The sequence below is a fragment of the Variovorax nitratireducens genome, assembly GCF_051216545.1.
Lineage (GTDB): Bacteria > Pseudomonadota > Gammaproteobacteria > Burkholderiales > Burkholderiaceae_C > Variovorax.
In genome coordinates, this window is record NZ_JBPJZO010000001.1 from 698,628 (window position 1) to 718,531 (window position 19,904).

General features: G+C 67.7%; 21 protein-coding genes. 9 read left to right on the forward strand and 12 right to left on the reverse strand.

Features of this window, described 5'->3' with window-relative positions; genetic code table 11:
* Positions 1–9: 9 nt before the first annotated feature.
* The 3 genes from ACSFA8_RS03225 to ACSFA8_RS03235 are packed head-to-tail and all read right to left on the reverse strand — an operon-like array spanning position 10 to position 2,216.
* Positions 10–813, reverse strand: a complete 804-nt coding sequence (locus ACSFA8_RS03225) for a BPSS1780 family membrane protein (protein WP_435478070.1) — start codon at positions 811–813, stop codon at positions 10–12.
* Positions 814–815: 2 nt separating this feature from the next.
* A complete protein-coding gene (locus ACSFA8_RS03230; RefSeq protein ID WP_435478071.1) occupies positions 816–1,859 on the reverse strand; it encodes a homoserine kinase in 1,044 nt (347 codons plus the stop codon).
* A gap of 6 nt (positions 1,860–1,865) precedes the next feature.
* Entirely contained in the window at positions 1,866–2,216 is a 351-nt protein-coding gene (locus ACSFA8_RS03235; RefSeq protein ID WP_435478072.1) for a hypothetical protein, read from the reverse strand.
* Between the two features lie 96 nt (positions 2,217–2,312).
* On the opposite strand from ACSFA8_RS03235, the gene polA reads away from it, so the two are divergent.
* The 6 genes from polA to ACSFA8_RS03265 all read left to right on the forward strand — a co-directional run bounded on the left by polA (position 2,313) and on the right by ACSFA8_RS03265 (position 9,607).
* Positions 2,313–5,108 carry a DNA polymerase I gene (gene polA / locus ACSFA8_RS03240; RefSeq protein WP_435478073.1) on the forward strand — a complete coding sequence of 932 codons (2,796 nt, stop codon included), beginning with the start codon at positions 2,313–2,315 and terminating at the stop codon, positions 5,106–5,108.
* Positions 5,109–5,139: 31 nt separating this feature from the next.
* Positions 5,140–6,423: a M20/M25/M40 family metallo-hydrolase gene (locus ACSFA8_RS03245; protein ID WP_435478074.1), complete on the forward strand. Its 1,284-nt coding sequence runs from the start codon at positions 5,140–5,142 to the stop codon at positions 6,421–6,423.
* 65 nt (positions 6,424–6,488) lie between these two features.
* Positions 6,489–7,385: a dienelactone hydrolase family protein gene (locus ACSFA8_RS03250; RefSeq protein ID WP_435478075.1), complete on the forward strand. Its 897-nt coding sequence runs from the start codon at positions 6,489–6,491 to the stop codon at positions 7,383–7,385.
* A gap of 104 nt (positions 7,386–7,489) precedes the next feature.
* On the forward strand, positions 7,490–8,362 hold the full coding sequence (locus ACSFA8_RS03255; protein WP_435478076.1) for a ZIP family metal transporter: 873 nt from the start codon (positions 7,490–7,492) through the stop codon (positions 8,360–8,362).
* Between the two features lie 61 nt (positions 8,363–8,423).
* Positions 8,424–8,615, forward strand: a complete 192-nt coding sequence (locus ACSFA8_RS03260; protein WP_435478077.1) for a hypothetical protein — start codon at positions 8,424–8,426, stop codon at positions 8,613–8,615.
* A gap of 65 nt (positions 8,616–8,680) precedes the next feature.
* Positions 8,681–9,607, forward strand: a complete 927-nt coding sequence (locus ACSFA8_RS03265) for a DUF3616 domain-containing protein (protein ID WP_435478078.1) — start codon at positions 8,681–8,683, stop codon at positions 9,605–9,607.
* A 21-nt stretch (positions 9,608–9,628) separates the two neighbouring features.
* Here the strand turns inward: ACSFA8_RS03265 and ACSFA8_RS03270 are convergent, their stop codons facing one another.
* Positions 9,629–9,835 carry a dodecin gene (locus tag ACSFA8_RS03270; protein ID WP_286545713.1) on the reverse strand — a complete coding sequence of 69 codons (207 nt, stop codon included), beginning with the start codon at positions 9,833–9,835 and terminating at the stop codon, positions 9,629–9,631.
* A gap of 111 nt (positions 9,836–9,946) precedes the next feature.
* Between ACSFA8_RS03270 and ACSFA8_RS03275 the strand changes: the two genes are divergently transcribed.
* Positions 9,947–11,176, forward strand: coding sequence for an FAD-dependent oxidoreductase (locus ACSFA8_RS03275; protein ID WP_435478079.1), 1,230 nt, complete (start codon positions 9,947–9,949; stop codon positions 11,174–11,176).
* 6 nt (positions 11,177–11,182) lie between these two features.
* Here ACSFA8_RS03275 and ACSFA8_RS03280 read toward each other — a convergent pair whose 3' ends face one another.
* The 8 genes from ACSFA8_RS03280 to ACSFA8_RS03315 form a co-directional block, all read right to left on the reverse strand.
* Positions 11,183–11,983, reverse strand: coding sequence for a hypothetical protein (locus tag ACSFA8_RS03280; RefSeq protein ID WP_435478080.1), 801 nt, complete (start codon positions 11,981–11,983; stop codon positions 11,183–11,185).
* Positions 11,984–12,173: 190 nt separating this feature from the next.
* Complete coding sequence (locus ACSFA8_RS03285; RefSeq protein WP_435478081.1) at positions 12,174–12,749, reverse strand: DUF3299 domain-containing protein; 576 nt, start codon at positions 12,747–12,749, stop codon at positions 12,174–12,176.
* A gap of 20 nt (positions 12,750–12,769) precedes the next feature.
* Positions 12,770–14,032 carry an ABC transporter permease gene (locus tag ACSFA8_RS03290; protein ID WP_435478082.1) on the reverse strand — a complete coding sequence of 421 codons (1,263 nt, stop codon included), beginning with the start codon at positions 14,030–14,032 and terminating at the stop codon, positions 12,770–12,772.
* A gap of 115 nt (positions 14,033–14,147) precedes the next feature.
* On the reverse strand, positions 14,148–14,837 hold the full coding sequence (locus ACSFA8_RS03295) for an ABC transporter ATP-binding protein (RefSeq protein WP_435478443.1): 690 nt from the start codon (positions 14,835–14,837) through the stop codon (positions 14,148–14,150).
* 2 nt (positions 14,838–14,839) lie between these two features.
* Positions 14,840–15,385, reverse strand: a complete 546-nt coding sequence (locus ACSFA8_RS03300) for a DUF2796 domain-containing protein (protein WP_435478083.1) — start codon at positions 15,383–15,385, stop codon at positions 14,840–14,842.
* Positions 15,386–15,528: 143 nt separating this feature from the next.
* Complete coding sequence (locus ACSFA8_RS03305; protein WP_435478084.1) at positions 15,529–16,428, reverse strand: sulfurtransferase; 900 nt, start codon at positions 16,426–16,428, stop codon at positions 15,529–15,531.
* A 13-nt stretch (positions 16,429–16,441) separates the two neighbouring features.
* Complete coding sequence (locus ACSFA8_RS03310) at positions 16,442–17,365, reverse strand: DMT family transporter (protein ID WP_435478085.1); 924 nt, start codon at positions 17,363–17,365, stop codon at positions 16,442–16,444.
* On the reverse strand, positions 17,366–18,502 hold the full coding sequence (locus tag ACSFA8_RS03315) for an aromatic ring-hydroxylating oxygenase subunit alpha (RefSeq protein WP_435478086.1): 1,137 nt from the start codon (positions 18,500–18,502) through the stop codon (positions 17,366–17,368).
* Between the two features lie 234 nt (positions 18,503–18,736).
* On the opposite strand from ACSFA8_RS03315, the gene xseB reads away from it, so the two are divergent.
* On the forward strand, positions 18,737–18,988 hold the full coding sequence (gene xseB, locus ACSFA8_RS03320; RefSeq protein ID WP_435478444.1) for an exodeoxyribonuclease VII small subunit: 252 nt from the start codon (positions 18,737–18,739) through the stop codon (positions 18,986–18,988).
* Positions 18,985–19,902, forward strand: a complete 918-nt coding sequence (locus ACSFA8_RS03325; protein WP_435478087.1) for a polyprenyl synthetase family protein — start codon at positions 18,985–18,987, stop codon at positions 19,900–19,902. The genes xseB and ACSFA8_RS03325 overlap by 4 nt, the downstream gene beginning before the upstream one ends.
* The last annotated feature ends 2 nt before the right edge of the window (positions 19,903–19,904 follow it).

Below are 19,904 nucleotides of genomic sequence, written 5' to 3' on the forward strand. Positions count from 1 at the left end.
AGCCCGAGCCTAATCCGGGTCGAAGCTGTCGCGGAAAGTGAACCAGGTCGAGCTCAGCGACATCGCTGCCAGAGTCAAGGCGCAGCCGATCATCAGTGCGCCGCCCAGCATCGATGCACTGTCGCCGACGGCCATGGCGCCGACCGCGACCAGCACCGTTGCGATCAGGCCGAGCGCGATGCCGGCGATCATGAACACGCCAAACCACGACAGGCAGAACATCGCGTAAGCGGTGAAGTTGCGGAACAGCGCGACCAGGCTGAAGAACAGGCTCTTGGCCGGCGCCACGCCGTGCCAATGCACCAGCGCCGGCGCATGCCACATCGCGAGCGACAGCGGCAGGTTCAGGCACATCACCAGCAGACGCGCCGTCTGGAAATCGCTGCCGGCCATGATCTCGGGCGTCACGGTTTCGTCGAGCAGGTAGGCCCGTGCGAGCTGGCCGCCATCGATCAGCGCAGAGACCCCCACCGCGGCCACGAAGTAGATCGCCGAAATGATGCCGAGCACCATCATCGGCCGCCAGCGGCCGCGCATGGCGCGGAAGGCCGCCACGAACATCGCGGGCGCAACGGGCTTGGGCGTTTCGCTGTCCTGGGCCACCGAGGTGGCGACCATCAGCCCCAGCGTCATGAACGGCAGGAACACCGGCGCGACGATGCTGCCGACCAGCGGCAACTGCGCCGCGATCGAGATCAGCGCCATGAACAGGAAGAACAGCGAAATGAACGCCAGCGGTTGCCGCCAGAAGGTGCGCAAGCCGAGGCGAACCCACTCGACGCCGGTACGGGCAGGGACAAGATGAAGCTTCATGGTCAGGCGGCCTGCAGCACGCGTTGCGTGTCGGGCGTCGGGAGGGGGCGCCGTACGCGCTCGCACAGCACGCGCTCGAAGTGCGTGGGGTCGTGCGGCTTCAGCATGCTGGCCTCGCGCGGCAAATGGAAATCCCAGAGGCGCGAGATCCAGAAGCGTAGCGCGGCCGCGCGCAGCATGGCCGGCAGCAGCGCGCGCTCGGCGGCGATCAGCGGGCGCACCGTGCTGTAGGCGTCGAGCAGGGCGGCGGTGCGGCCGGCGTCGGCCTCGCCCGTCGACAGGTCGATCGCCCAGTCGTTGAGGCACACGGCCAGGTCGAACAGCCAGCTGTCGGTGCCTGCAAAGTAGAAGTCGAACACGCCGGTGAGGCGCGGCACTTCTTCGCCGGTCGCGAACATCGCGTTGTCGCGAAACAGGTCGGCGTGGATCGGCCCGCGCGGCAGCGCCGCGTAGCCCGAGGATTCGGCCACGTGGTTCTGGTAGGCCAGTTCGCTGCGCAGCAGCGCGGCCTGGGGCGCATCGAGGTAGGGCAGCACCACGGGCACCGTGTCGTTCCACCAGGGCAGGCCACGCAGGTTGGGCTGGATGCGGGGAAAGTCACGCGCTGCCAGGTGCATCCGCGCCAGCATCTGCCCGAGCTCGGCGCAATGTGCTGCCGTCGGTGCCAGCTCGCTGCGGCCGGCCAGGCGCTGCACCACGGCGGCGGGTTTGCCCTGCAGGGTGTGCAGCAGCTCGCAGGGTGCGTTCGCCGCGCGTTCCAGCGCATGGCCGAGCGGCGCCAGCTGAATCGACGGATCGGGCGCCGGGGCGGGCACGGGAATGCCGCGAGAGGCCAGGTGCTGCATCAAACAAAGGTAGTAAGGCAGCTGGTCGAAGCCGAGCCGCTCGAACACCGTCAGCACATAGGCGCCCTGATCGGTGGTCGCGAAGTAGTTGGTGTTCTCGATGCCGCCTTCGATGCCGCGCAGTTCGCGCAACTCACCGAGGCCCAGGCGCTGCAGCAGCGCGCCGGCTTCATCGAGCCCGACTTCTGTGAAGACGGCCACGGCCAGTCAGAACTTGAAAACGTTCCACACGCGCGGGCCGTTGCCCCCGCTGTCGGCCTGCGCTGGCTGCCCTTGCGGGGCCCGGGCGCCACTGCCGGGCAGCACTTCGTAGCTCGGCGCGCCCTTGGGCGTGACCTTGATGCTCTGGGTCTGGCCGCCGTAGCGCACTTCGTCGACCGAGGCGCCACTGTCTTCGACGTGGATGTTCTCGATCTTCTGGTTCTGGCGGCCCTGCGGCTGAACCTGTGCGGCGTCAGCGGGTGGCGGGGCAGTCTGGGCCTCCACGCCGGCCAGCGGCAAGACACAGGCAAGCACCGCGAGGGTGCGGCGAACGGGCAGCAGGATGGATCGGCGCATCACGAGATTGTAGGTGGCACCCGAGCACGCGTTGTAAGCAGGTGCCGCCCGGCCCCGTCTGACGGGGGCGCGTTCGCCAAACGGCAAAATGGCCCGATGACCGACAAGAAAACGCTGCTGCTCGTCGATGGTTCGAGCTACCTGTATCGCGCTTTTCACGCGATGCCCGATTTGCGCGCCGTGCCGGGCGACATGACGAGCCCGGCCACCGGCGCCATCCGCGGCATGATCAACATGACCCAGGCGCTGCGGCGCGAGGTGCGCGCCGACTACGCCGCCTGCATCTTCGATGCGCCGGGCAAGACCTTTCGCGACGACTGGTATGGCGAGTACAAGGCCAACCGCTCGCCGATGCCGGACGACCTGCGCAGCCAGGTGGCGCCTATCTACGAGGTGGTGCGGCTGCTGGGCTGGCCGGTGATGGTCGTGCCGGGAGTGGAGGCCGACGACGTGATCGGCACGCTGGCCAAGACGGCCGCGCAGCAGGGCGTCGAGGTGATCGTGTCGAGCGGCGACAAGGACATGAGCCAGCTGGTCGACGCGCACATCACGATCATCGACACGATGAACGGCAAGAAGCGCGACGTGGCCGGCGTGACGGCCGAGTTCGGCGTGCCGCCACACCTGATGGTCGACTACCAGACGCTGGTCGGCGACACGGTCGACAACGTGCCGGGCGTGGCCAAGGTCGGGCCCAAGACAGCCGCCAAGTGGCTGCTCGAATACGGCTCGCTCGACGCGTTGATCGAGCGCGCCGCAGAGGTCAAGGGGCAGGCCGGGGAAAACCTGCGCCAGGCGCTGGAATGGCTGCCGCAGGGCCGGCGGCTCGTGACCATCCGCACCGACTGTGACCTCGCCGAACACGTTGCCGGCCTGCCGTCGCTCGAAGCGCTCGCCCCGGGTGCGCAGCAAACCGACGAGCTCAAGACGTTCTATGAAAAGTTCGGCTTCAAGAGCCTGGTCAAGGCGCTCGAATCGCAGGCGGTGCCGCCCGAGCTGATCGAGCAAAGCAACAGGAAGAACAAGAGCGGCGACGCCGGCCCGGGCCTGTTCGACGACCCCGCGCTGGTCGCGGCCGAGAAGGTCAGCAATCTGGCCTACGACACGGTGATGACCTGGGAGGCCTTCGACACCTGGCTGGCCAGGGTGGAAGCGGCCGAGTTGGTTGCGGTCGACACCGAAACCACCTCGCTCGACGAAATGCGCGCCGAGATCGTCGGCGTGAGCTTCAGCGTGAAACCGGGCGAGGCCGCCTACGTGCCGCTGGCGCACAACTACCCCGATGCACCGGCCCAGTTGCCGCGCGACGAGGTGCTCGCGAAGCTGAAGCCGTGGCTCGAGAACGGCGCGAAGAAAAAGCTGGGCCAGCACGTCAAGTACGACCGCCACGTGTTCGCCAACCACGGCATCGAGGTGCAGGGCTATGCGCACGACACCATGCTGCAGAGCTACGTGCTCGAAGTGCACAAGCCGCACGGCCTGGCGAGCTTGGCCGAGCGCCATCTGGGCCGCAGCGGCATCAGCTACGAAGACCTGTGCGGCAAGGGCGCGCACCAGATCCCCTTTGGCCAGGTCGCGATCGACAAGGCGGCCGAGTATTCCTGCGAGGACAGCGACCAGACGCTCGACGTGCACCTGGCACTGTGGCCGCAGCTCGAGGCCGACGAAAAGTTGATGTTCGTCTACCAGCTCGAGATGAAGAGCAGCGAAGCGCTCTACCGCATCGAGCGCAACGGCGTGCTGATCGATGCGCCCACCCTGTCGGCGCAAAGCCATGAACTCGGCACGCGCATCATGGCGCTGGAGCAGGAGGCCTACGAACTCGCGGGCCAGCCCTTCAACCTGGGTTCGCCCAAGCAGATCGGCGAGATCTTTTTCACCAAGCTCGGCCTGCCCGTGGTCAAGAAGACGCCGAGCGGCGCGCCCAGCACCGACGAAGAGGTGCTAGAGAAGCTGGCCGAAGACTTCCCGCTGCCGGCCAAGATCCTCGAACACCGCGGCCTGTCCAAGCTCAAGGGCACCTACACCGACAAGCTGGGCCAGCTGGCCAACCCGCGCAGCGGGCGCGTGCACACGCACTACGCGCAGGCAGTGGCCGTGACGGGCCGGCTCAGCAGCAACGACCCGAACCTGCAGAACATCCCGATCCGCACGCCCGAAGGCAGGCGCGTGCGCGAGGCCTTCGTGGCGCCTGCGGGCAGCGTGATCGCGAGTGCCGACTACTCGCAGATCGAGTTGCGCATCATGGCGCACCTGAGCGACGACGCCTCGCTGCTGCGCGCCTTCACCGACGGCATCGACGTGCACCGCGCGACCGCGGCCGAAGTGTTCGGCAGCACGCCCGAGCAGGTGTCGAGCGAGCAGCGCCGCTATGCCAAGGTCATCAACTTCGGGCTGATCTACGGCATGAGCAGCTTTGGCCTGGCGCGCAATCTCGGCATCGAGACCAAGGCCGCGGCCGCCTACATCGACCGCTATTTCCAGCGCTATCCGGGCGTGAAGATCTACATGGACGAAACGCGCGCGCTGGCCAAGGAAAAAGGCTATGTCGAAACCGTGTTCGGCCGGCGCCTGTACCTGCCCGAGATCAATTCGCCGAACGGCCCGCGCCGCGGCGGCGCCGAGCGCGCGGCCATCAACGCGCCGATGCAGGGCACGGCGGCCGACCTGATCAAGCTCAGCATGGTCGAGGTGCAGCGGGTGCTCGACGCCGAGCAGCGCGGCACGAAGATGATCATGCAGGTGCACGATGAACTGGTGTTCGAAGTGCCCGAGGCCGAGGCGGAATGGGTGCGCACCGAGATCCCGGGCATCATGGCCGCCGTGGCTGCGCTCAAGGTGCCGCTGCTGGCCGAGATCGGCTTCGGGCCGAACTGGGACAAAGCACACTGACGACAACCCTCATCGAAGGAAAAGAAAAGCCATGCGAAAACTCGCTCTCGCCGCCGCCCTGGCGCTGGCTACGCTTTCTGCCCACGCCGCACCCGATGCGCGCATTGCAGAACTCGCCGCCCAGCAGAAGCAGCCGCTTCTCGATTCGCTCTCGCAGCTGGTCGGCATCGAGTCGGGCAGCCGCGACCTCGAAGGGCTCGACAAGATCGCCAGCCTCATCGCCGACAAGTTGCGCGCGCTCGGCGGCCAGGTGGAGCTGATCGAGCCTGGCAGCCCGGCGGCGCCCGAGGTCTACCGCATGGAAGACACGCCCGAGAAGATCGGCAAAGTTGTCAAGGCTACCTTCAAGGGCACCGGCACCAAGAAGATCATGCTGATCGCGCACATGGACACGGTCTACCAGATCGGCATGCTCAACAAGCAGCCGTTCCGGGTCGAGGGCGACAAGGCCTATGGCCTGGGCATCGCCGACGACAAGCAGGGCATCGCGGTGATCCTGCACACGCTGGCCATGCTCAAGGCGCTGGACTTCAAGGAGTACGGCACGCTCACCGTGCTGATCAACGGCGACGAGGAAATCAGCTCGCCCGGCTCGCGCGCGCTCATCACCCAACTCGGCGCAGAGCACGACGCCGTGCTGTCGCACGAAGGCGCTTCGGTGGCCGAAGACAAGCTGTCGCTCGCCACTGCCGGCATCGCCTCGGTCACGCTCAAGGTGCAGGGCAAGGCCTCGCACGCAGGCTCGGCGCCGGAGCGTGGCGTCAATGCGTTCTACGAAATGTCGCACCAGGTGCTGCAGATGCGCGACCTGTCGGATCCGGCCACCGGCCTCAAGATGAACTGGACGATCGCGCAATCGGGCACCAACCGCAACGTGATCCCGGCCAGCGCGACCGCTGGCGCCGACGTGCGCGTGAACAAGGTCGCCGACTACGACCGCATCGAGAAGCAGGTCAACGAGCGGGCGAAGAAGCAGCTGATTCCCGAGGCCAAGGTCGAACTCAAGTTCGAGCGCCGCCGTCCGCCGCTCGAATCGAGCCCGGCCTCGCTCGCGCTCGCCAGGCACGCGCAGGCCATCTACGGTGAACTCGATCGCAAGCTCGGCGCCGACGCCCAGGTGGCCGGCGGCGGTACCGACGCCGCCTTTGCCGCCCTGGCCACCAAGGCCCCGGTGGTGGAGCGTTTCGGTCTGCAGGGCTTCGGCGCACATTCGGCCGATGCCGAATACGTGCTGATCGATTCGATCCAGCCGCGGCTCTATCTGGCCACGCGCATGGTGATGGACATTTCGCGCGGCAAGGTCGCGGCGCACTAGCGCGCGCGGGCGGAAATCGTTACAAAGCCGACTGCCCTTTCATCCCAACTTCAACGGAAAGACCGATGCTGAACTCCGATCTCCAGAACGACTTCGATTCCCTGCGTCCCGGCGACTCGACCGACGCGGGCGCCTCGCGCCGCACTGCGCTCAAGGTGGCGCTCGGGGTCGGCTATGCCGCTGCCACGCTGCCGATTGCGGCGCAGACGGCCATCACGACGTCGGCCGAGGGGCTCAAGGCCGGCCCGGTCAAATACACGGTCAACGGCTTTGACGTGCCGGCCTATATGGCGGCGCCAGCCGGCAAGACCGGTCTGCCGGTGATCCTGGTGCTGCAGGAGATCTTCGGCGTGCACGAGTACATCGCCGACACCTGCCGCCGATTCGCCAGGCTCGGCTACCTCGCGATTGCGCCCGAACTCTATGCGCGGCAGGGCGACCCCCGGAGCTACACCGACATCCCGAAGCTGCAGGCCGACATCGTGTCGAAGGTGCCCGACGCCCAGGTGCTGGCCGACCTGGACGGCGCACTCGCGTTTGCCGCAGCCAACGGCGGCGATGCGGCCAAGGCCGGCATCACCGGCTTCTGCTGGGGCGGCCGCTTCGTCTGGCTCTATGCCGCCACCGGCAAGGTCAAGGCCGGCGTGGCCTGGTACGGACGGCTGGTCGGACAGCCCAGCGAACTCACGCCCAAGCACCCGATCGACGTCGCGGCCGCGCTGCAGGCGCCGGTGCTGGGCCTCTATGGTGGCAAGGATCAGGGCATCCCCCTTGACACTATTGATAAGATGAAATCATCTTTGGCGACCGGCACCCCGGCCGCCAAGGCCTCGCAGTTCGTCGTGTACCCCGAAGCGGGCCATGCGTTCCATGCCGACTACCGACCGAGCTATGTCAAGAGCGCGGCCGACGACGGCTGGCAACGCGCCGTGGCCTGGTTCAAGGCCAACGGTGTTGTCTGACGGCGTTCATCCGCTGTCTTCGCACTGAAAGCCGCCCCGAGGGGCGGCTTTTGTTTTATGGATGAAATCGGGCGTCAGCGCCCGTCCACTTTGCGCAAGAAGCTATGAATTTGATAGCAATCATCACGGCGACTCTGGTCGCCGGCATCGGCAGTGTCTGGATCGCAGCCTTGCTGCTGCGCCTCGGTGTGCAGCGCGGCGTCGACGCCCAGGGCGCGCAGTACCTGCTGAGCCTGGCGGCCGGCGCGTTGCTGGCCACGGCCTTCATGCACCTGCTGCCCGAGGCTTTCGAAAGCAAGCTCGAGCCCGCGACGCTGTTCGCCATGTTGCTTTTTGGACTGGTGTTTTTCTTTCTGCTCGACAAGGCCGAACTCTGGCATCACGGGCACGAGCACCACCAGGGCTACGACCATGGGCATGCCTCTGCGCATGGTCACGACCATCCGCACGTGGAAGCGCCGCGCAGCGGCGGCTGGGCCGTGCTCACCGGCGACAGCGTGCATTGCTTCGGTGACGGCGTGCTGATCGCGTCGGCCTTCGTCGCCGACCTGCGGCTGGGCTTGGTCGCGGCGCTGGCGGTGCTGGCGCACGAGGTGCCGCACCACATCGGCGACCTGGTGGTGCTGCGCCAGACCTCGCCGAACCCTCGAGCGGCGCTGGTCAAGGTGTCGCTGGCCGGCACCATGACGGTGCTGGGCGGCCTGGCCGGCTGGTGGCTGGTCGATTCACTGCACAGCCTGCTGCCTTACTTTCTGGTGCTGGCCAGCAGCAGCTTCATCTACGTGGCGCTGGCCGACCTGATTCCGCAGTTGCAAAAGCGCCTGAGCGCGCGGCAAACGGCCGCGCAGATCACCTGGCTGGTGGTCGGCATCGTGCTGGTGACGCTGGTGAGTCGGCTCGCGCATGGAGGCCACGGGCATGACCATGATCATGACCATGCGGCACACTCTCCGACAGCGACGCTGACATTTGGCTGAACCGCTCGGCGCCGATCGGGTGCACCATTGGGTCTACGCAAGACCAACGAGGAGTTCGACCATGACCCGCGCCGCCCCCAAACTGCATCCCGACGATCCGTTGCCGGGCGACGGTTTCGATTCGGACGAGACCGATTCCGCCGACGAAATCGAAGACGAAACCGGCATCGACCTGACCGACGCGAGCGAGCTCGACGCCGACAACGTGCCTGCCGACGAAGAGAACGACCGGGTAGTGCAGGCGCCCGATTGAGCGGCAACATCCGGCAAGATTCAGGCTTGACGCACCATGCCACCGCTTTTCTGTTGAGCATTGCCATGCTGACAACCACACCCTCCTGGGCGCTCGATGTCGTGGTCTACCGCGGCATGTGCGATGCATCGGCCGCCGCAGCGCTCGATGCCGATCACTTCGTCGTGGCCAACGACGAGGACAACACGCTGCGCATCTACCGGCAGGGCCGGCCCGAGGCTGTGTCCACGCTGTCGCTGGCGTCGTATCTCGGCACGGCGGACGATGAGGAATCCGACATTGAAGGCGCGGCCGTCGTGGGCAAGCGCATCTACTGGGTCACCTCGCATGCGCGCAACCGCAACGGCAAGCTGCGGCCGGCGCGGCACCGCTTCTTTGCGACCGACATCGACACCACCACCACACCGCCGTCGTTGCGGCCTGTGGCCAGGCCCTACACCGCGTTGCAGGCCGACCTGCTGGCGTCACGCGGCGCGCAGCAGTTCGGTCTGGCTGCCTCAGCGCAGCGCGCGCCGGAGGCCGACGGGGGCTTCAACCTGGAGGGCTTTGCGGCCACGCCGGACGGGCAATTGCTGATCGGCTTTCGCAGCCCGCTGGCCGGACAGGATGCGCTGGTGATGCCGTTGCAGAACCCGCAGGATCTGCTCGAGGGGAGGCCTGCCCGTTGGGGCGAGCCGATCACGTTGGCGCTCGGCGGGCGCGGCGTGCGCAGCATCGAAGCTACCGGATCCGGCTACCTGCTGGTGGCAGGGCCACCGGCCGACAGTGGCACGTTTGCACTCTACAGCTGGTCGGGCCGGGCACAAGACGCGCCGGTGCCGCTGCCCAACATCGCTTTGGGCAGCTTGCGGCCCGAAGCGATGTTCGCGATGCCGGGCACCGGCGGGTTGCAACTGCTGAGCGACGACGGTGGCTTGCGCACCGACGGCGTCGAATGCAAGCAGCGCCCGCCGGCCGAGCGCAGTTTTCGCAGTATCCGCTTCAAGCCCTGACGACCACGGCGCGCGGGCGCCTCACTCCAGCGTGAAGCCGACCTTGAGCGTCACCTGCCAGTGCGCGACCTTGCCGTCCGCCACGTGGCCCCGCGTTTCCACCACCTCGAACCACTGGATGTTGCGCACCGATTCGCTCGCCTTGGCGATCGCGTTCCTGACAGCGTCGTCGCTGCTGACGGGCGACGAGCCGGTGAGTTCGATGTGCTTGTAGACGTGCGTGCTCATGCTTGGCTCCTTTTGAATGGTCGAACGGGCATCTTAGGAGGTATCAGGGTCGCGCGCGGCTGGACAGCGCAGCGCCGTTGGCGCCCAATCCGCTGGACAGGAGGCTTGGCCATGATCCCCTCGCTTTCCACCCGCTGCTGCATCGTCGGCGGCGGCCCGGCCGGCATGATGCTCGGGCTGCTGCTGGCGCGCGCCGGCGTCGACGTCACCGTGCTCGAAAAGCACGGCGACTTCCTGCGCGACTTTCGCGGCGATACGGTGCATCCGTCCACGCTCGACGTGATGGGTGACCTCGGCCTGCTCGACGCATTTCTGGCGCGGCCGCACGACGAGGCCCACCGGTTGCGCGCAACCATCTCGGGCCAGCAGATCGGGCTGGCCGATTTCTCGCGCCTGCGCACGCGCTGCAAGTTCATCGCGATGGTGCCGCAGTGGGAGTTTCTCGACTTCCTGCGTGACGAGGCCGAGCGCTATCCGGGCTTTCGCCTGCTGCTCAACACGGAAGGCACCGGCTTGGTCGAGCGCGACGGCCGCGTCGTGGGCGTCGAGGTGCAGACCGCCGAGGGCGCATCGCATATTGCGGCCGACCTGGTGGTCGCGGCCGACGGCCGCCGTTCGGTGCTGCGCGGCGCGGCCGGGCTCACGGTGCGCGACATCGGCGCGCCGATCGATGTGCTGTGGATGCGCCTGCCCAAGCAGCCCGGCGACCCCGAAGGCTCGGGCGGCTACATCGACACCGGCCACTTCATGGCGACGATCGACCGCAACAGCTACTGGCAGTGCGCCTATGTCATCGCCAAAGGGGGCATCTCGGCGATCCAGGCGCGCGGGCTCGACGCCTTCCGCGCCGAAATCGCCGCCACCGTGCCCCCGCTGGCCGACCGCGTCGGCCACATCGCGAGCTGGGACGACGTCAAGCTGCTGAGCGTCACGGTCGATCGCCTCGTGCAATGGTGGAAGCCGGGGCTGCTGTGCATCGGTGACGCGGCGCATGCGATGTCGCCGATCGGTGGCGTCGGCATCAACCTCGCGGTGCAGGATGCGGTGGCCACGGCCAATTTGCTGGGCAAGGCGCTGGCCGATCGCGCACTGGGCGCCGAGGCCATCACGCCATTGCTGGCGCGGGTGCAGCAGCGGCGGGAGTTTCCGGCCAAGGTGACGCAGGCAGTGCAGGTGGCAGTGCAGAACCGCCTGCTCACGCCCGTGCTGCAGAGCACCGGCCGCGCCCAACCTTTCGGCGTGCCGTGGGTGCTGCGGATGGCGCAGCGCTTTCCGATCCTGCAGGGGATTCCGGCCTACGCGGTCGGCGTGGGCGTGCGGCCCGAGCGTGTGATGACCTGAACGCGTTCAGGTGCGCCGGTCGCCGTGCAGCCGCTGGCCCAGCACCTGTTGCAGCGCGTCCGAGGTGCGCTGGCCGAGCTTGCCGTCCTCGCGCAGAAAGATGCCCGGAAAGCTGTTCAGGAACTGCTGCAAGTCGACGCCGCGCGGTGATTCGGTCTGCGGCTGAAAGCGCAGCGCCGGCTTGCCCTGTTCGATCGCCCTGGCAAGCGGCCCACTGGTGCTGAACGAGGCCGCATCCACCACGCCACGCTCGGCCAGCCGGCGCAACAGCGCCGCTGCGCCGACCTGCTTGGACTTCGCCGTGGCCGACCAGACTCCATCGGCCACGTACTTGCCGCTCACGTAGTGGTTGGTCATGCTCCAGAGGTAGGGGCTCTTCACGTCGGGATGGTGGTTGCGGTAGCCCCAGCCGTTGTAGAGCTCCCACTTGAACAGGATGCCGGGCACCGACCAGTCGCTCCAGCTGTCGTACTTCTCGAAGCTCAGCGCGTCGGCCGCACTGGTTTCCCAGGTGAAGGGTGGCGTACCGGTCGGCGGGCGGCCTTTGGGAACCTGCACCGTGCGCGCAGTCAGCGGATCGCCATTGTGCAGATGCCGGTCGAAGCGCAGGCCGGCTTCCAGGCTGTGCAGCACACTGACCACGTACCACGGCACGCCGACCGGATTCGCCACGCCTTCGTAACGCGACCGGGCCGCAATGATCTTGTCAGTTTGCGCATTGATCCCGGGCTGCTGCGCAGCGTCGATCTGGCAGCTGTCGAACAGCGACTGGTACTCGGCGCGCAGCGCCTCGGTCAGCTTGGGCATGGCGTTCTCCTTTGCAGGCTTTTGCATTCTGGAGAAAGCCGCGCCGCGCGACCACTTGCCAATCAAGCTACTACCTATGGCTTAAGCATGGTGGCCCACGGGGAGAGCTGATTGCCGATCGCCGGGCCGCGCCATTGCCAAGTGGCTACCGAAGCCCGCTGACGGCGCAGAGCCGGGGAGCTCTGAAGTCCTACTTGGCGCCGCCGGTGTATTTCGTCACGCTGCTCGCGGTGACGTGATAGCCGCTGACGCCCATCATCGAGTCGTTGCGCAGGGTCTGCAGCTTGCCGGTGATCCAGATCGTGTCCATCGCGCGCAGGCCCTTGGTCGCGTTCGACGTTTTCACGTGGATGATCTGGTTGGCGGGGGGCGGAGGCGTGTGGATGCAGGCGCCGAAGTAGGGCACCAGCAGAAACTCGCTGACCTGGCCGTTGTTTTCTTCGAGCGGCACCAGGAAGCCCGGGATCTTCACCTCGATGCCGTTCAGCGCGGGGTTGGTCGGCGCGTTGTTCGAGGCTTCCTGCAGCTTCATCAGCAGATCGTTGGCACGCGGGTCGTTGTCGTCCAGCTTGCTCAGATCCATGCCCTTGAAATCCTTCCTAGGATCCCAGTCCTTCGGCACCAGTTCTTCCCACGCGATCAGCCGCGGCTGGCCGGCCGGGACGGCCGCAGGCTTGGCCGACGCGGCCGCAGGCGCCGGGTCGGCGGCCCAGGCGCCGGCAGCCAGCGCGGTGGCAAGCAGGGCGGTGGCAGCAAGTCGCAGCATGGTGGTCAAGTCCTCTTGGATCAAATGCGGGGCGAGAGCCCGTCAGCCAGCGACAGCCGGTAGGCGCGAATGCCGGGCAGCAGGCTCGCTAGCCAGCCCGAGAGCAGCAGCGCAGCCAGTAGTGCCCACTCGTTGAGTGTAGGTTGCGACAGGTGCAGCGCGAGCCCGAACTGCGACTGCAGCCATGGCGAGAGCAGGGCGATGCCCAACACCGCCATCAGCACGCCGAGCATCACGCCCAGCAGCGTGACGATGGCGCCTTCGAGTGCCAGCAGCGCCAGCACATGCCGCAGGCTGGCACCGACCGCGCGCAGCACGGCGAGCTCGCGGCGGCGCTCGTTCAGGCCCGCCAGCACCACCGACACCAGGCCGGCCAGGCTCACCAGCGCCACCAGCGCCGACATCAGCATCAGCGCGTTCTCGCCGACGCCGACCACGCGCCACAGCTCGTCGAGCGCCACGCCGGGCAGAACGGCCATCAGCGGCTCGTCGGGGTAGGTCGAAACCCAGCGCTGCACCGAGAACACGGCGGCGCGGTTCTTCAGGCCGACCAGAGCGGCCGTCACGTTCTTCGGCGTCAGGTCGAACTTGCGCACCTGGTCGGCCGGGATCTTCACGCCCGGCATCGGCGCGCCGCCGATCCAGTCGAGGTGTATTGCTTCCATCGCGTTGAGGCCGATGTGCACCGTGCGGTCGACCGGCGTGCCGGTGCGTGCCAGCACGCCGACCACGGTGAAGGGCTTGTCGGCATGCTCGGCAAGGTTGAGCTCGCCGCTGCCGTGTGCCAGCGTGATCTTCCGGCCGACGTGGTAGCCGAGCTGGTCGGCCACCTCGGCGCCCACCACCGCATCGAACAACTCGCTGAAGGGCTTGCCCTCGCGCAGCGCCAGTGGCTGCCTGTTGCCGTAGCGGAAATGCTCGAAGTACTCGGGCGTGGTCGCCAGCACTGCAAAGCCGCGGTGCGAATCGCCGAGCGACAGCGGCACCACCCAGTCGACGCCCTTGTGCGCAGCCAGGGCCTGCACGCTCTTCCACGACACGTTGTTGGTGGCCGCACCGATGCGGAACACCGAATACAGCAGCAACTGCGTCGAGCCGGTGCGCGCGCCCACGATGAGGTCGGTGCCCGACACCGACGACGAGAAGTTCTGCCGCAACTCGGTGCGGATGCGTTCCACGCCGAGCAGCAGAAAGGTCGACAGTGCAATCGACAGCAGCGTCAGCGCGAGTGTGAAGCGCCGGTTCCAGGCGCTGCGCCAGGCAATGGAAAACAGCGCACTCATGGGCAGGCATCCGTTCGGGAAAGACCGCGGAGCCGGCTTCGCCGGGCCGCTGGTGTTGCCCCCTGAAAGGGGGGCGGGGCAGCGACACGAGGTGCGCGAAGACTGGGGGAGATCGTCATACAGCCCGGTTTATCTCGGGCAGCAGCACATGCCGGCTGAAGCGCTGGGCAATGCGCCGGTCATGGCTCACGAACACCAGTGCGCTGTGGTTCGCCTGGCAGGCGCTCAGCAAGGTGTCGAGAAAGGCCTCGCGCCGGTCTTCGTCGAGCGCCGATGTGGGTTCGTCGGCAATGACGAGTTCGGGCTGGCCGATCAGCGCGCGCGCCGCTGCCACGCGCTGCTGCTGGCCGACCGAAAGCTGCAGGGCCTGGCGTTGCCAGAGCGAACGGTCGAGCCCCATGCGCGCGAGCAACTGCTCGGCCTGCGCGCGCGCCGTGCCCTCGCGCGATGCCTGCTCGGCACGCCGCGCCGAGAAGCGGCAGGGCAGCAACACGTTGTCGATCACGCTGAGGTAGGGCAGCAGGTTGAACTGCTGGAAGATGTAGCCCACATGCGCCACGCGGCAACGGTCGCGCCCGGTGCCCGAGAGTTGGGCCCAGTCATGGCCGAGCAGCATCGCACGGCCCGAATCGGCCACCAGCACCCCCGCCATCAGCGAAAGCAGCGTGCTCTTGCCGCAGCCACTCGGCCCGTGCAGGAACACGGCCTCGCCGGCGTTCACCGAGAACGCTTCGATGTCGATCACCGGCGCCGGGCTGCCGGGCCAGGCAAAGCGCAACTGCTCGACCGCGAGAACCGGTGGCACCGTCACTTGCCCCAGGCGAGGCGCTTGGCCGGCCGCTTCAGGGTGCGCTGGTACTGGCCGTCGGGCGTCGCGATCTGCACGTCGATCTGCCGCACGTTGCGGAACGCCTCGAACAGTGCAATGTCGATAAAGCGCGCCTGCACCGGGCTGCGGCATTCGAAGGTGAAGCTGCCTTCCAGGTCGGCATGGCCCGCGGGCTCGCCGGCCTTGGCCTGGCCAAGACCAAGCACCGGCGCATCGAGATCGACCTGGCCCAGCTTGCAGTCGGCGGCCGGATCGATGGCAAAGAGCTTGTCGGCTGCACGCAGTTGCGCCACGGCCTGCTGCGCGGTCTTGCGCTCGGCGTCGGTGCGCGGCGCGCGCTCGAAGCCGACGATGTTGTCGAGCGGCGAGTCGATGCTGACGGTGAGGGTCTGCACGTCGACCGCCACATCGAGTTTGAGCTGGCCATGCACATGGGCATGCTGCGTGGGCTGGGCCGCGGCCGGTGCGATGCAGAGTGCGAGCGCCACAGGCAGGCCAGCGGCGAAGCGGAACATAGGGTTCATGGGAGGCAGGACTTTCAACGACAGACCGTGCGCGGAAGGCGCCGCGGGCGTCGCTATGTGAGTGTGCCTTGTAGCGCCGGTTCCCGCGAGGCCAGCGTGTGTTGCAACGCTGACCGGCGGCTGACCCGGCAAGGGTGCCTGGCTCAGCCGCGCTCCACAGGCCGCGCCGGGTTGCTGCACCACTCGCTCCAGCTTCCGGCGTACAGGCCGGTCGGTGCAAAGCCTGCAATGCGCATGGCCAGCAGGTTCGGCACGGCACTCACGCCGCTGCCGCACTGGTGCACCACGCCGGCGGGGTCGCGGCCGGCCAGCAGCGCGTCGAACTCCTCGCGCAGTTGCGCCGCCGGCTTGAAGCGGCCGTCGGCGCCGATGTTCTGGCTGAAGGGCCGGTTCAGCGCGCCGGGGATATGGCCGGCCACCGGGTCGAGCGGCTCCACCTCGCCGCGGTAGCGCGGCGCTGCGCGTGCGTCGATCACGGTCTGGCCCGCGTCGCCAAGGCGGGCCAGCACGGTGTCGGTCACCACCAGCTGCGCCCGCTCCGCGCCGAGCACGAAGTTCGATTGAAAGTGCGTTGGCTCCTCGCGTCCCGTCACTTCGCTACCGGCCGCCTGCCAGGCCTGCAGCCCCCCGTCGAGCACGGCGACTGCGTCGTGTCCGGCCCATTGCAGCATCCACCACAGGCGGCCACAGTAGTTGGCAGCGTTGCGGTCGTACACCACTGCCTGCATGTCGTTGGCAAAGCCCACGCTCGACAGCCACTCGGCAAAACGCTCCCGGCTCGGCAGCGGATGGCGCCCCCCCGAGGCTGGCAAGCCCTGGTCGGGCGCCGCGATCACGGTGCCGCCCTTGCCCGGCGCGCCATGCGGTGCGCTGAGGTCGGTGTCGAGGTTCGCATATACCGCGCCGGGGAGGTGGGCTGCCGCGTACTGCTGCGCGCCGGCATGCGGTTGGGCCAGGTCGAAGCTGCAGTCGAACACCATCAGCGGCGCGCCGCTGGCTTGCAGCGACTGCAGTTGTGGGACGGAGATCAAGGTCGTGTACATCGCTCGAATTCCTTCAATGTTCTTCGGCCGGGGCCTTCGGGACTGCGCGCTGGCGCAGCACAGTGGCCGCAATGCCGCTGCCCACGATCAGCGCCATGCCGGCCCAGCCCCACGTGTCGATGCGGTCGCCGAACAGCAGCACGCTGTAGATGGCGGCGAACACGATGCCCGAGTACTGCAGGTTGGCCACCAGCAAGGTGCCGCCTTCGGTCTTGGCGGTGGAATAGGCGCGCGTCATGCAGAGCTGTCCAAGCGCGGCGAGCACGCCCACCGGCAGCAGCCACAGCGCCTGGATGCCGGGCCATTCCGAGAAGCCGCCGAACACCGTCGCAATCCCGCCGGCCACGGCGGAGCCCAACGCAAAGTAGAACACCGTGCGCGCCTCGGGCTCGCCGAGCTTCGACAGAGCCACCACCTGCATGTAGGCGAAGGCGGCGGTCAGGCCCGACAGCAGGCCGATCAGGCCGGCAAAGGCCTGCCGGTCACCCAGCGTGGGCCGCAGCATCATCACCACGCCGGCAAAACCGGCCACCACCGTGAGCACCAGCGGGCCCTGCAGGGGCGGGCGCTCGACGCGGCCGTCGCGTCCCGGCAGCGGCACCCAGGCCAGCAGCGCGCCGCCGATCAGGAACACCGCGATCCACACGCTGCTCATGTAATTGAGCGTCATCGAAGTGGCAAGCGGCAGGTGCGCAATCGCATAGAACCAGGCGCCCAGCGACACCACGCCGATCAGGCTGCGCCAGGCGTGCATGCCGGGGTATTGCGTGGCGAGCGACACGCCGCGGCTGCGCGCCAGCAGCGCCAGAAACACGATGCCGATGAGACCGCGGTAGAACACCAGTTCGGCACTGCTGAACCACACCGAGGCGATCTTCACGCAAACGCCCATGGTGGCGAAGATCAGTGCGGCCAGCACCATCCAGAGCGCTTGCATTCAGCTCAGCATCGTGCGCCGGTACCACTCGTGGAAGTGCTGCATGCCGTCTTCCATCGGGCTCTGGTAGGGGCCGCTCTCGTCGTCGCCGCGCAGCATCAGCGCGCGCCGGCCGGCGTCCATGCGCTCGGCGATCTCGTCGTCTTCCACGCAGGTTTCCATGTAGGCGGCCTGCTGTGCTTCGACGAAGTCGCGCTCGAAGGCGACGATTTCCTCGGGGTAGAAGAACTCCACCATGTTGAGCGTTTTCTGCGGGCCGATCGGGTGCAGCGTCGACACCGTGAGCACGTGCGGGTACCACTCGACCATCACGTTCGGGTAGCAGGTGAGCCAGATCGCGCCGTACTTCGGGGGCTTGCCTTCGCGGTACTGCAGCAGCTGCTCCTGCCATCTCTGGTAGACCGGGCTGCCGGCGCGGCCCAGGCGGTTGGCCACGCCCACGGTCTGCACGGAGTACTTCTCGCCGAACTCCCAGCGCAGGTCTTCGCAGGCGACGAAGCTGCCAAGACCCGGGTGGAACGGGCCGACGTGGTAGTCCTCCAGATAGACCTCGATGAAGGTCTTCCAGTTGTAGTTGCACTCGTGCAGTTCGACGCGATCGAACGCGTAGCCCGAAAAATCGAGGTCGGCGCGCGGGCCGAGGCGGGCCAGGTCGGTCGCGATGCTGCGCCGTGCCTCGCTGGCGCCGGTTTCGAACAGCAGGCCGTTCCACTCCTCGAGCGGGTAGTTGTGCAGGTTCAGGCAGGGATCTTGCGCAAAATGCGGCGCGCCGATCAGCGTGCCGGTGGTGCGTGCATCGGCCGCCGCATAGGTCCAGCGGTGCAGAGGGCAGACGATGTTGCCGCCCGTCTGCGGGTCGAGCCCGCCGCGGCCCTGCAGGATCACGGCCTGGCGATGCCGGCAGACGTTGGAGATCAGTTCCACGCCCTTGGGCGTGTGCACCAGCGCGCGGCCCTCGTGCTCCTGCGGCAACGTGTGGAAGTTGCCGGGTTCGGGCACGGCAAGGCGATGGCCCACATAGCGCGGCCCGTCAGCGAACAGCGTGGCCATCTCGCGGGCGTAGAGCGCCTCGTCGAAATAGGCAGAAACGTGAAGAGGACTTGCGGCCTGCTGCAGCTGAAGACTTAAATCAGACATGGAAGACCTGACCAAGCTCCCCACAGGGAGAAAAAGGGTACGGGAGACGCCGTTGCGAAGGCTGGAACGGCCCGAAATCGACGCCGGTGCGTTGCCGGCGGGGGGAAGGCGGATTGTACCCGCCGGGGGGATTTCGGCCCTTGATTCAACCGGCCGGCCCGCGCAGCCCGCGCCCGGCGGCCGCCGCTGCGGCCCCGCCCTAAAATGCCCCGTTTGACCCCACGAGCCCCCCGCATGCCCAAGGTGCCTTCCCCCGCCGCCTCTTTGCCGGCCGCCCCGTTGCCGGCCAGCTACGAAGCCGGCCTGCAGGAACTCGAACAACTGGTGGCGGCGCTCGAGTCCGGCCAGTTGCCGCTCGACCAATTGCTTGGAAGCTACCAGCGCGGTGCGGTGCTGCTGCAGTTCTGCCGCGACAAGCTGCAGGCGGTGGAAGACCAGATCAAGGTGCTCGATGCAGGAAGCCTGAAGGCCTGGGCACCCGAATGACGCTGGACACCGTAGAAGCGTGGGATGCGGCCCGGCTGGCCGCCTGGAGCGAACCGTTGCTGGAGCTGGTCGAATCGGCGCTGTCGCGCTGGGTCGGCGTCGATTCGCCGGTGCAGCTTGGCGAGGCGATGCGCTATGCGGTGCTCGATGGCGGCAAGCGCCTGCGGCCGCTGCTGGTGCTGGCCGCGAACGAGTCGGTCGGCGGCGACGCGCAGGCCGCCTTGCGCGCCGCCTGCGCCACTGAACTGATCCATGCCTATTCGCTGGTGCACGACGATTTGCCGTGCATGGACAACGACATCCTGCGCCGCGGCAAGCCCACGGTGCATGTGAAATTTGGCGAGGCCGGCGCGCTGCTGGCCGGCGACGCGCTACAGGCGCTGGCCTTCGAACTGCTCACACCCGGCGACGACAGCGTGGCCTCCGCCGTGCAGGCGCGCCTGTGCCGCCTGCTGGCCTGCGCGGCCGGCAGCCAGGGCATGGCCGGCGGCCAGGCGATCGACCTCGCCAGCGTGGGTCTCGCGCTCGACGAGGCGCAACTGCGCCGGATGCACCGGCTCAAGACCGGCGCGCTGTTGCAGGGCAGCGTCGAGATGGGCGCTGCCTGTGCCGAAGGCGTTGCAGCCGATGCATTGGCAGCATTGCGCGACTACGGCGCCGCGCTGGGCCTGGCGTTCCAGGTGGTCGACGACATCCTCGACGTGGTGGCCGATTCGGCCACGCTCGGCAAGACGGCCGGCAAGGACGCCGAGAACGACAAGCCGACCTATGTTTCACTGCTCGGCCTGGACGGCGCGCGTGCCCGCGCCCAGGGCCTGCTGGCCGAGGCGCTGACCGCTCTGGCGCGCAGCGGCCTGGCGGATACCGCGGCGCTGCGCGCGCTGGCGCACATGGTCGTGGACCGCGACCGATAAGA

Excerpts from the sequence above, each read along its gene's own strand:
- ACSFA8_RS03225 (WP_435478070.1), bottom strand. The coding sequence starts at position 813 with ATGAAGCTTCATCTTGTCCCTGCCCGTACCGGCGTCGAGTGGGTTCGC.
- ACSFA8_RS03235 (WP_435478072.1), bottom strand. The coding sequence starts at position 2,216 with ATGCGCCGATCCATCCTGCTGCCCGTTCGCCGCACCCTCGCGGTGCTT.
- polA (WP_435478073.1), top strand. The coding sequence starts at position 2,313 with ATGACCGACAAGAAAACGCTGCTGCTCGTCGATGGTTCGAGCTACCTG.
- ACSFA8_RS03245 (WP_435478074.1), top strand. The coding sequence starts at position 5,140 with ATGCGAAAACTCGCTCTCGCCGCCGCCCTGGCGCTGGCTACGCTTTCT.
- ACSFA8_RS03250 (WP_435478075.1), top strand. The coding sequence starts at position 6,489 with ATGCTGAACTCCGATCTCCAGAACGACTTCGATTCCCTGCGTCCCGGC.
- ACSFA8_RS03255 (WP_435478076.1), top strand. The coding sequence starts at position 7,490 with ATGAATTTGATAGCAATCATCACGGCGACTCTGGTCGCCGGCATCGGC.
- ACSFA8_RS03260 (WP_435478077.1), top strand. The coding sequence starts at position 8,424 with ATGACCCGCGCCGCCCCCAAACTGCATCCCGACGATCCGTTGCCGGGC.
- ACSFA8_RS03265 (WP_435478078.1), top strand. The coding sequence starts at position 8,681 with ATGCTGACAACCACACCCTCCTGGGCGCTCGATGTCGTGGTCTACCGC.
- ACSFA8_RS03270 (WP_286545713.1), bottom strand. The coding sequence starts at position 9,835 with ATGAGCACGCACGTCTACAAGCACATCGAACTCACCGGCTCGTCGCCC.
- ACSFA8_RS03275 (WP_435478079.1), top strand. The coding sequence starts at position 9,947 with ATGATCCCCTCGCTTTCCACCCGCTGCTGCATCGTCGGCGGCGGCCCG.
- ACSFA8_RS03280 (WP_435478080.1), bottom strand. The coding sequence starts at position 11,983 with ATGCCCAAGCTGACCGAGGCGCTGCGCGCCGAGTACCAGTCGCTGTTC.
- ACSFA8_RS03285 (WP_435478081.1), bottom strand. The coding sequence starts at position 12,749 with ATGCTGCGACTTGCTGCCACCGCCCTGCTTGCCACCGCGCTGGCTGCC.
- ACSFA8_RS03290 (WP_435478082.1), bottom strand. The coding sequence starts at position 14,032 with ATGAGTGCGCTGTTTTCCATTGCCTGGCGCAGCGCCTGGAACCGGCGC.
- ACSFA8_RS03300 (WP_435478083.1), bottom strand. The coding sequence starts at position 15,385 with ATGAACCCTATGTTCCGCTTCGCCGCTGGCCTGCCTGTGGCGCTCGCA.
- ACSFA8_RS03305 (WP_435478084.1), bottom strand. The coding sequence starts at position 16,428 with ATGTACACGACCTTGATCTCCGTCCCACAACTGCAGTCGCTGCAAGCC.
- ACSFA8_RS03310 (WP_435478085.1), bottom strand. The coding sequence starts at position 17,365 with ATGCAAGCGCTCTGGATGGTGCTGGCCGCACTGATCTTCGCCACCATG.
- ACSFA8_RS03315 (WP_435478086.1), bottom strand. The coding sequence starts at position 18,502 with ATGTCTGATTTAAGTCTTCAGCTGCAGCAGGCCGCAAGTCCTCTTCAC.
- xseB (WP_435478444.1), top strand. The coding sequence starts at position 18,737 with ATGCCCAAGGTGCCTTCCCCCGCCGCCTCTTTGCCGGCCGCCCCGTTG.
- ACSFA8_RS03325 (WP_435478087.1), top strand. The coding sequence starts at position 18,985 with ATGACGCTGGACACCGTAGAAGCGTGGGATGCGGCCCGGCTGGCCGCC.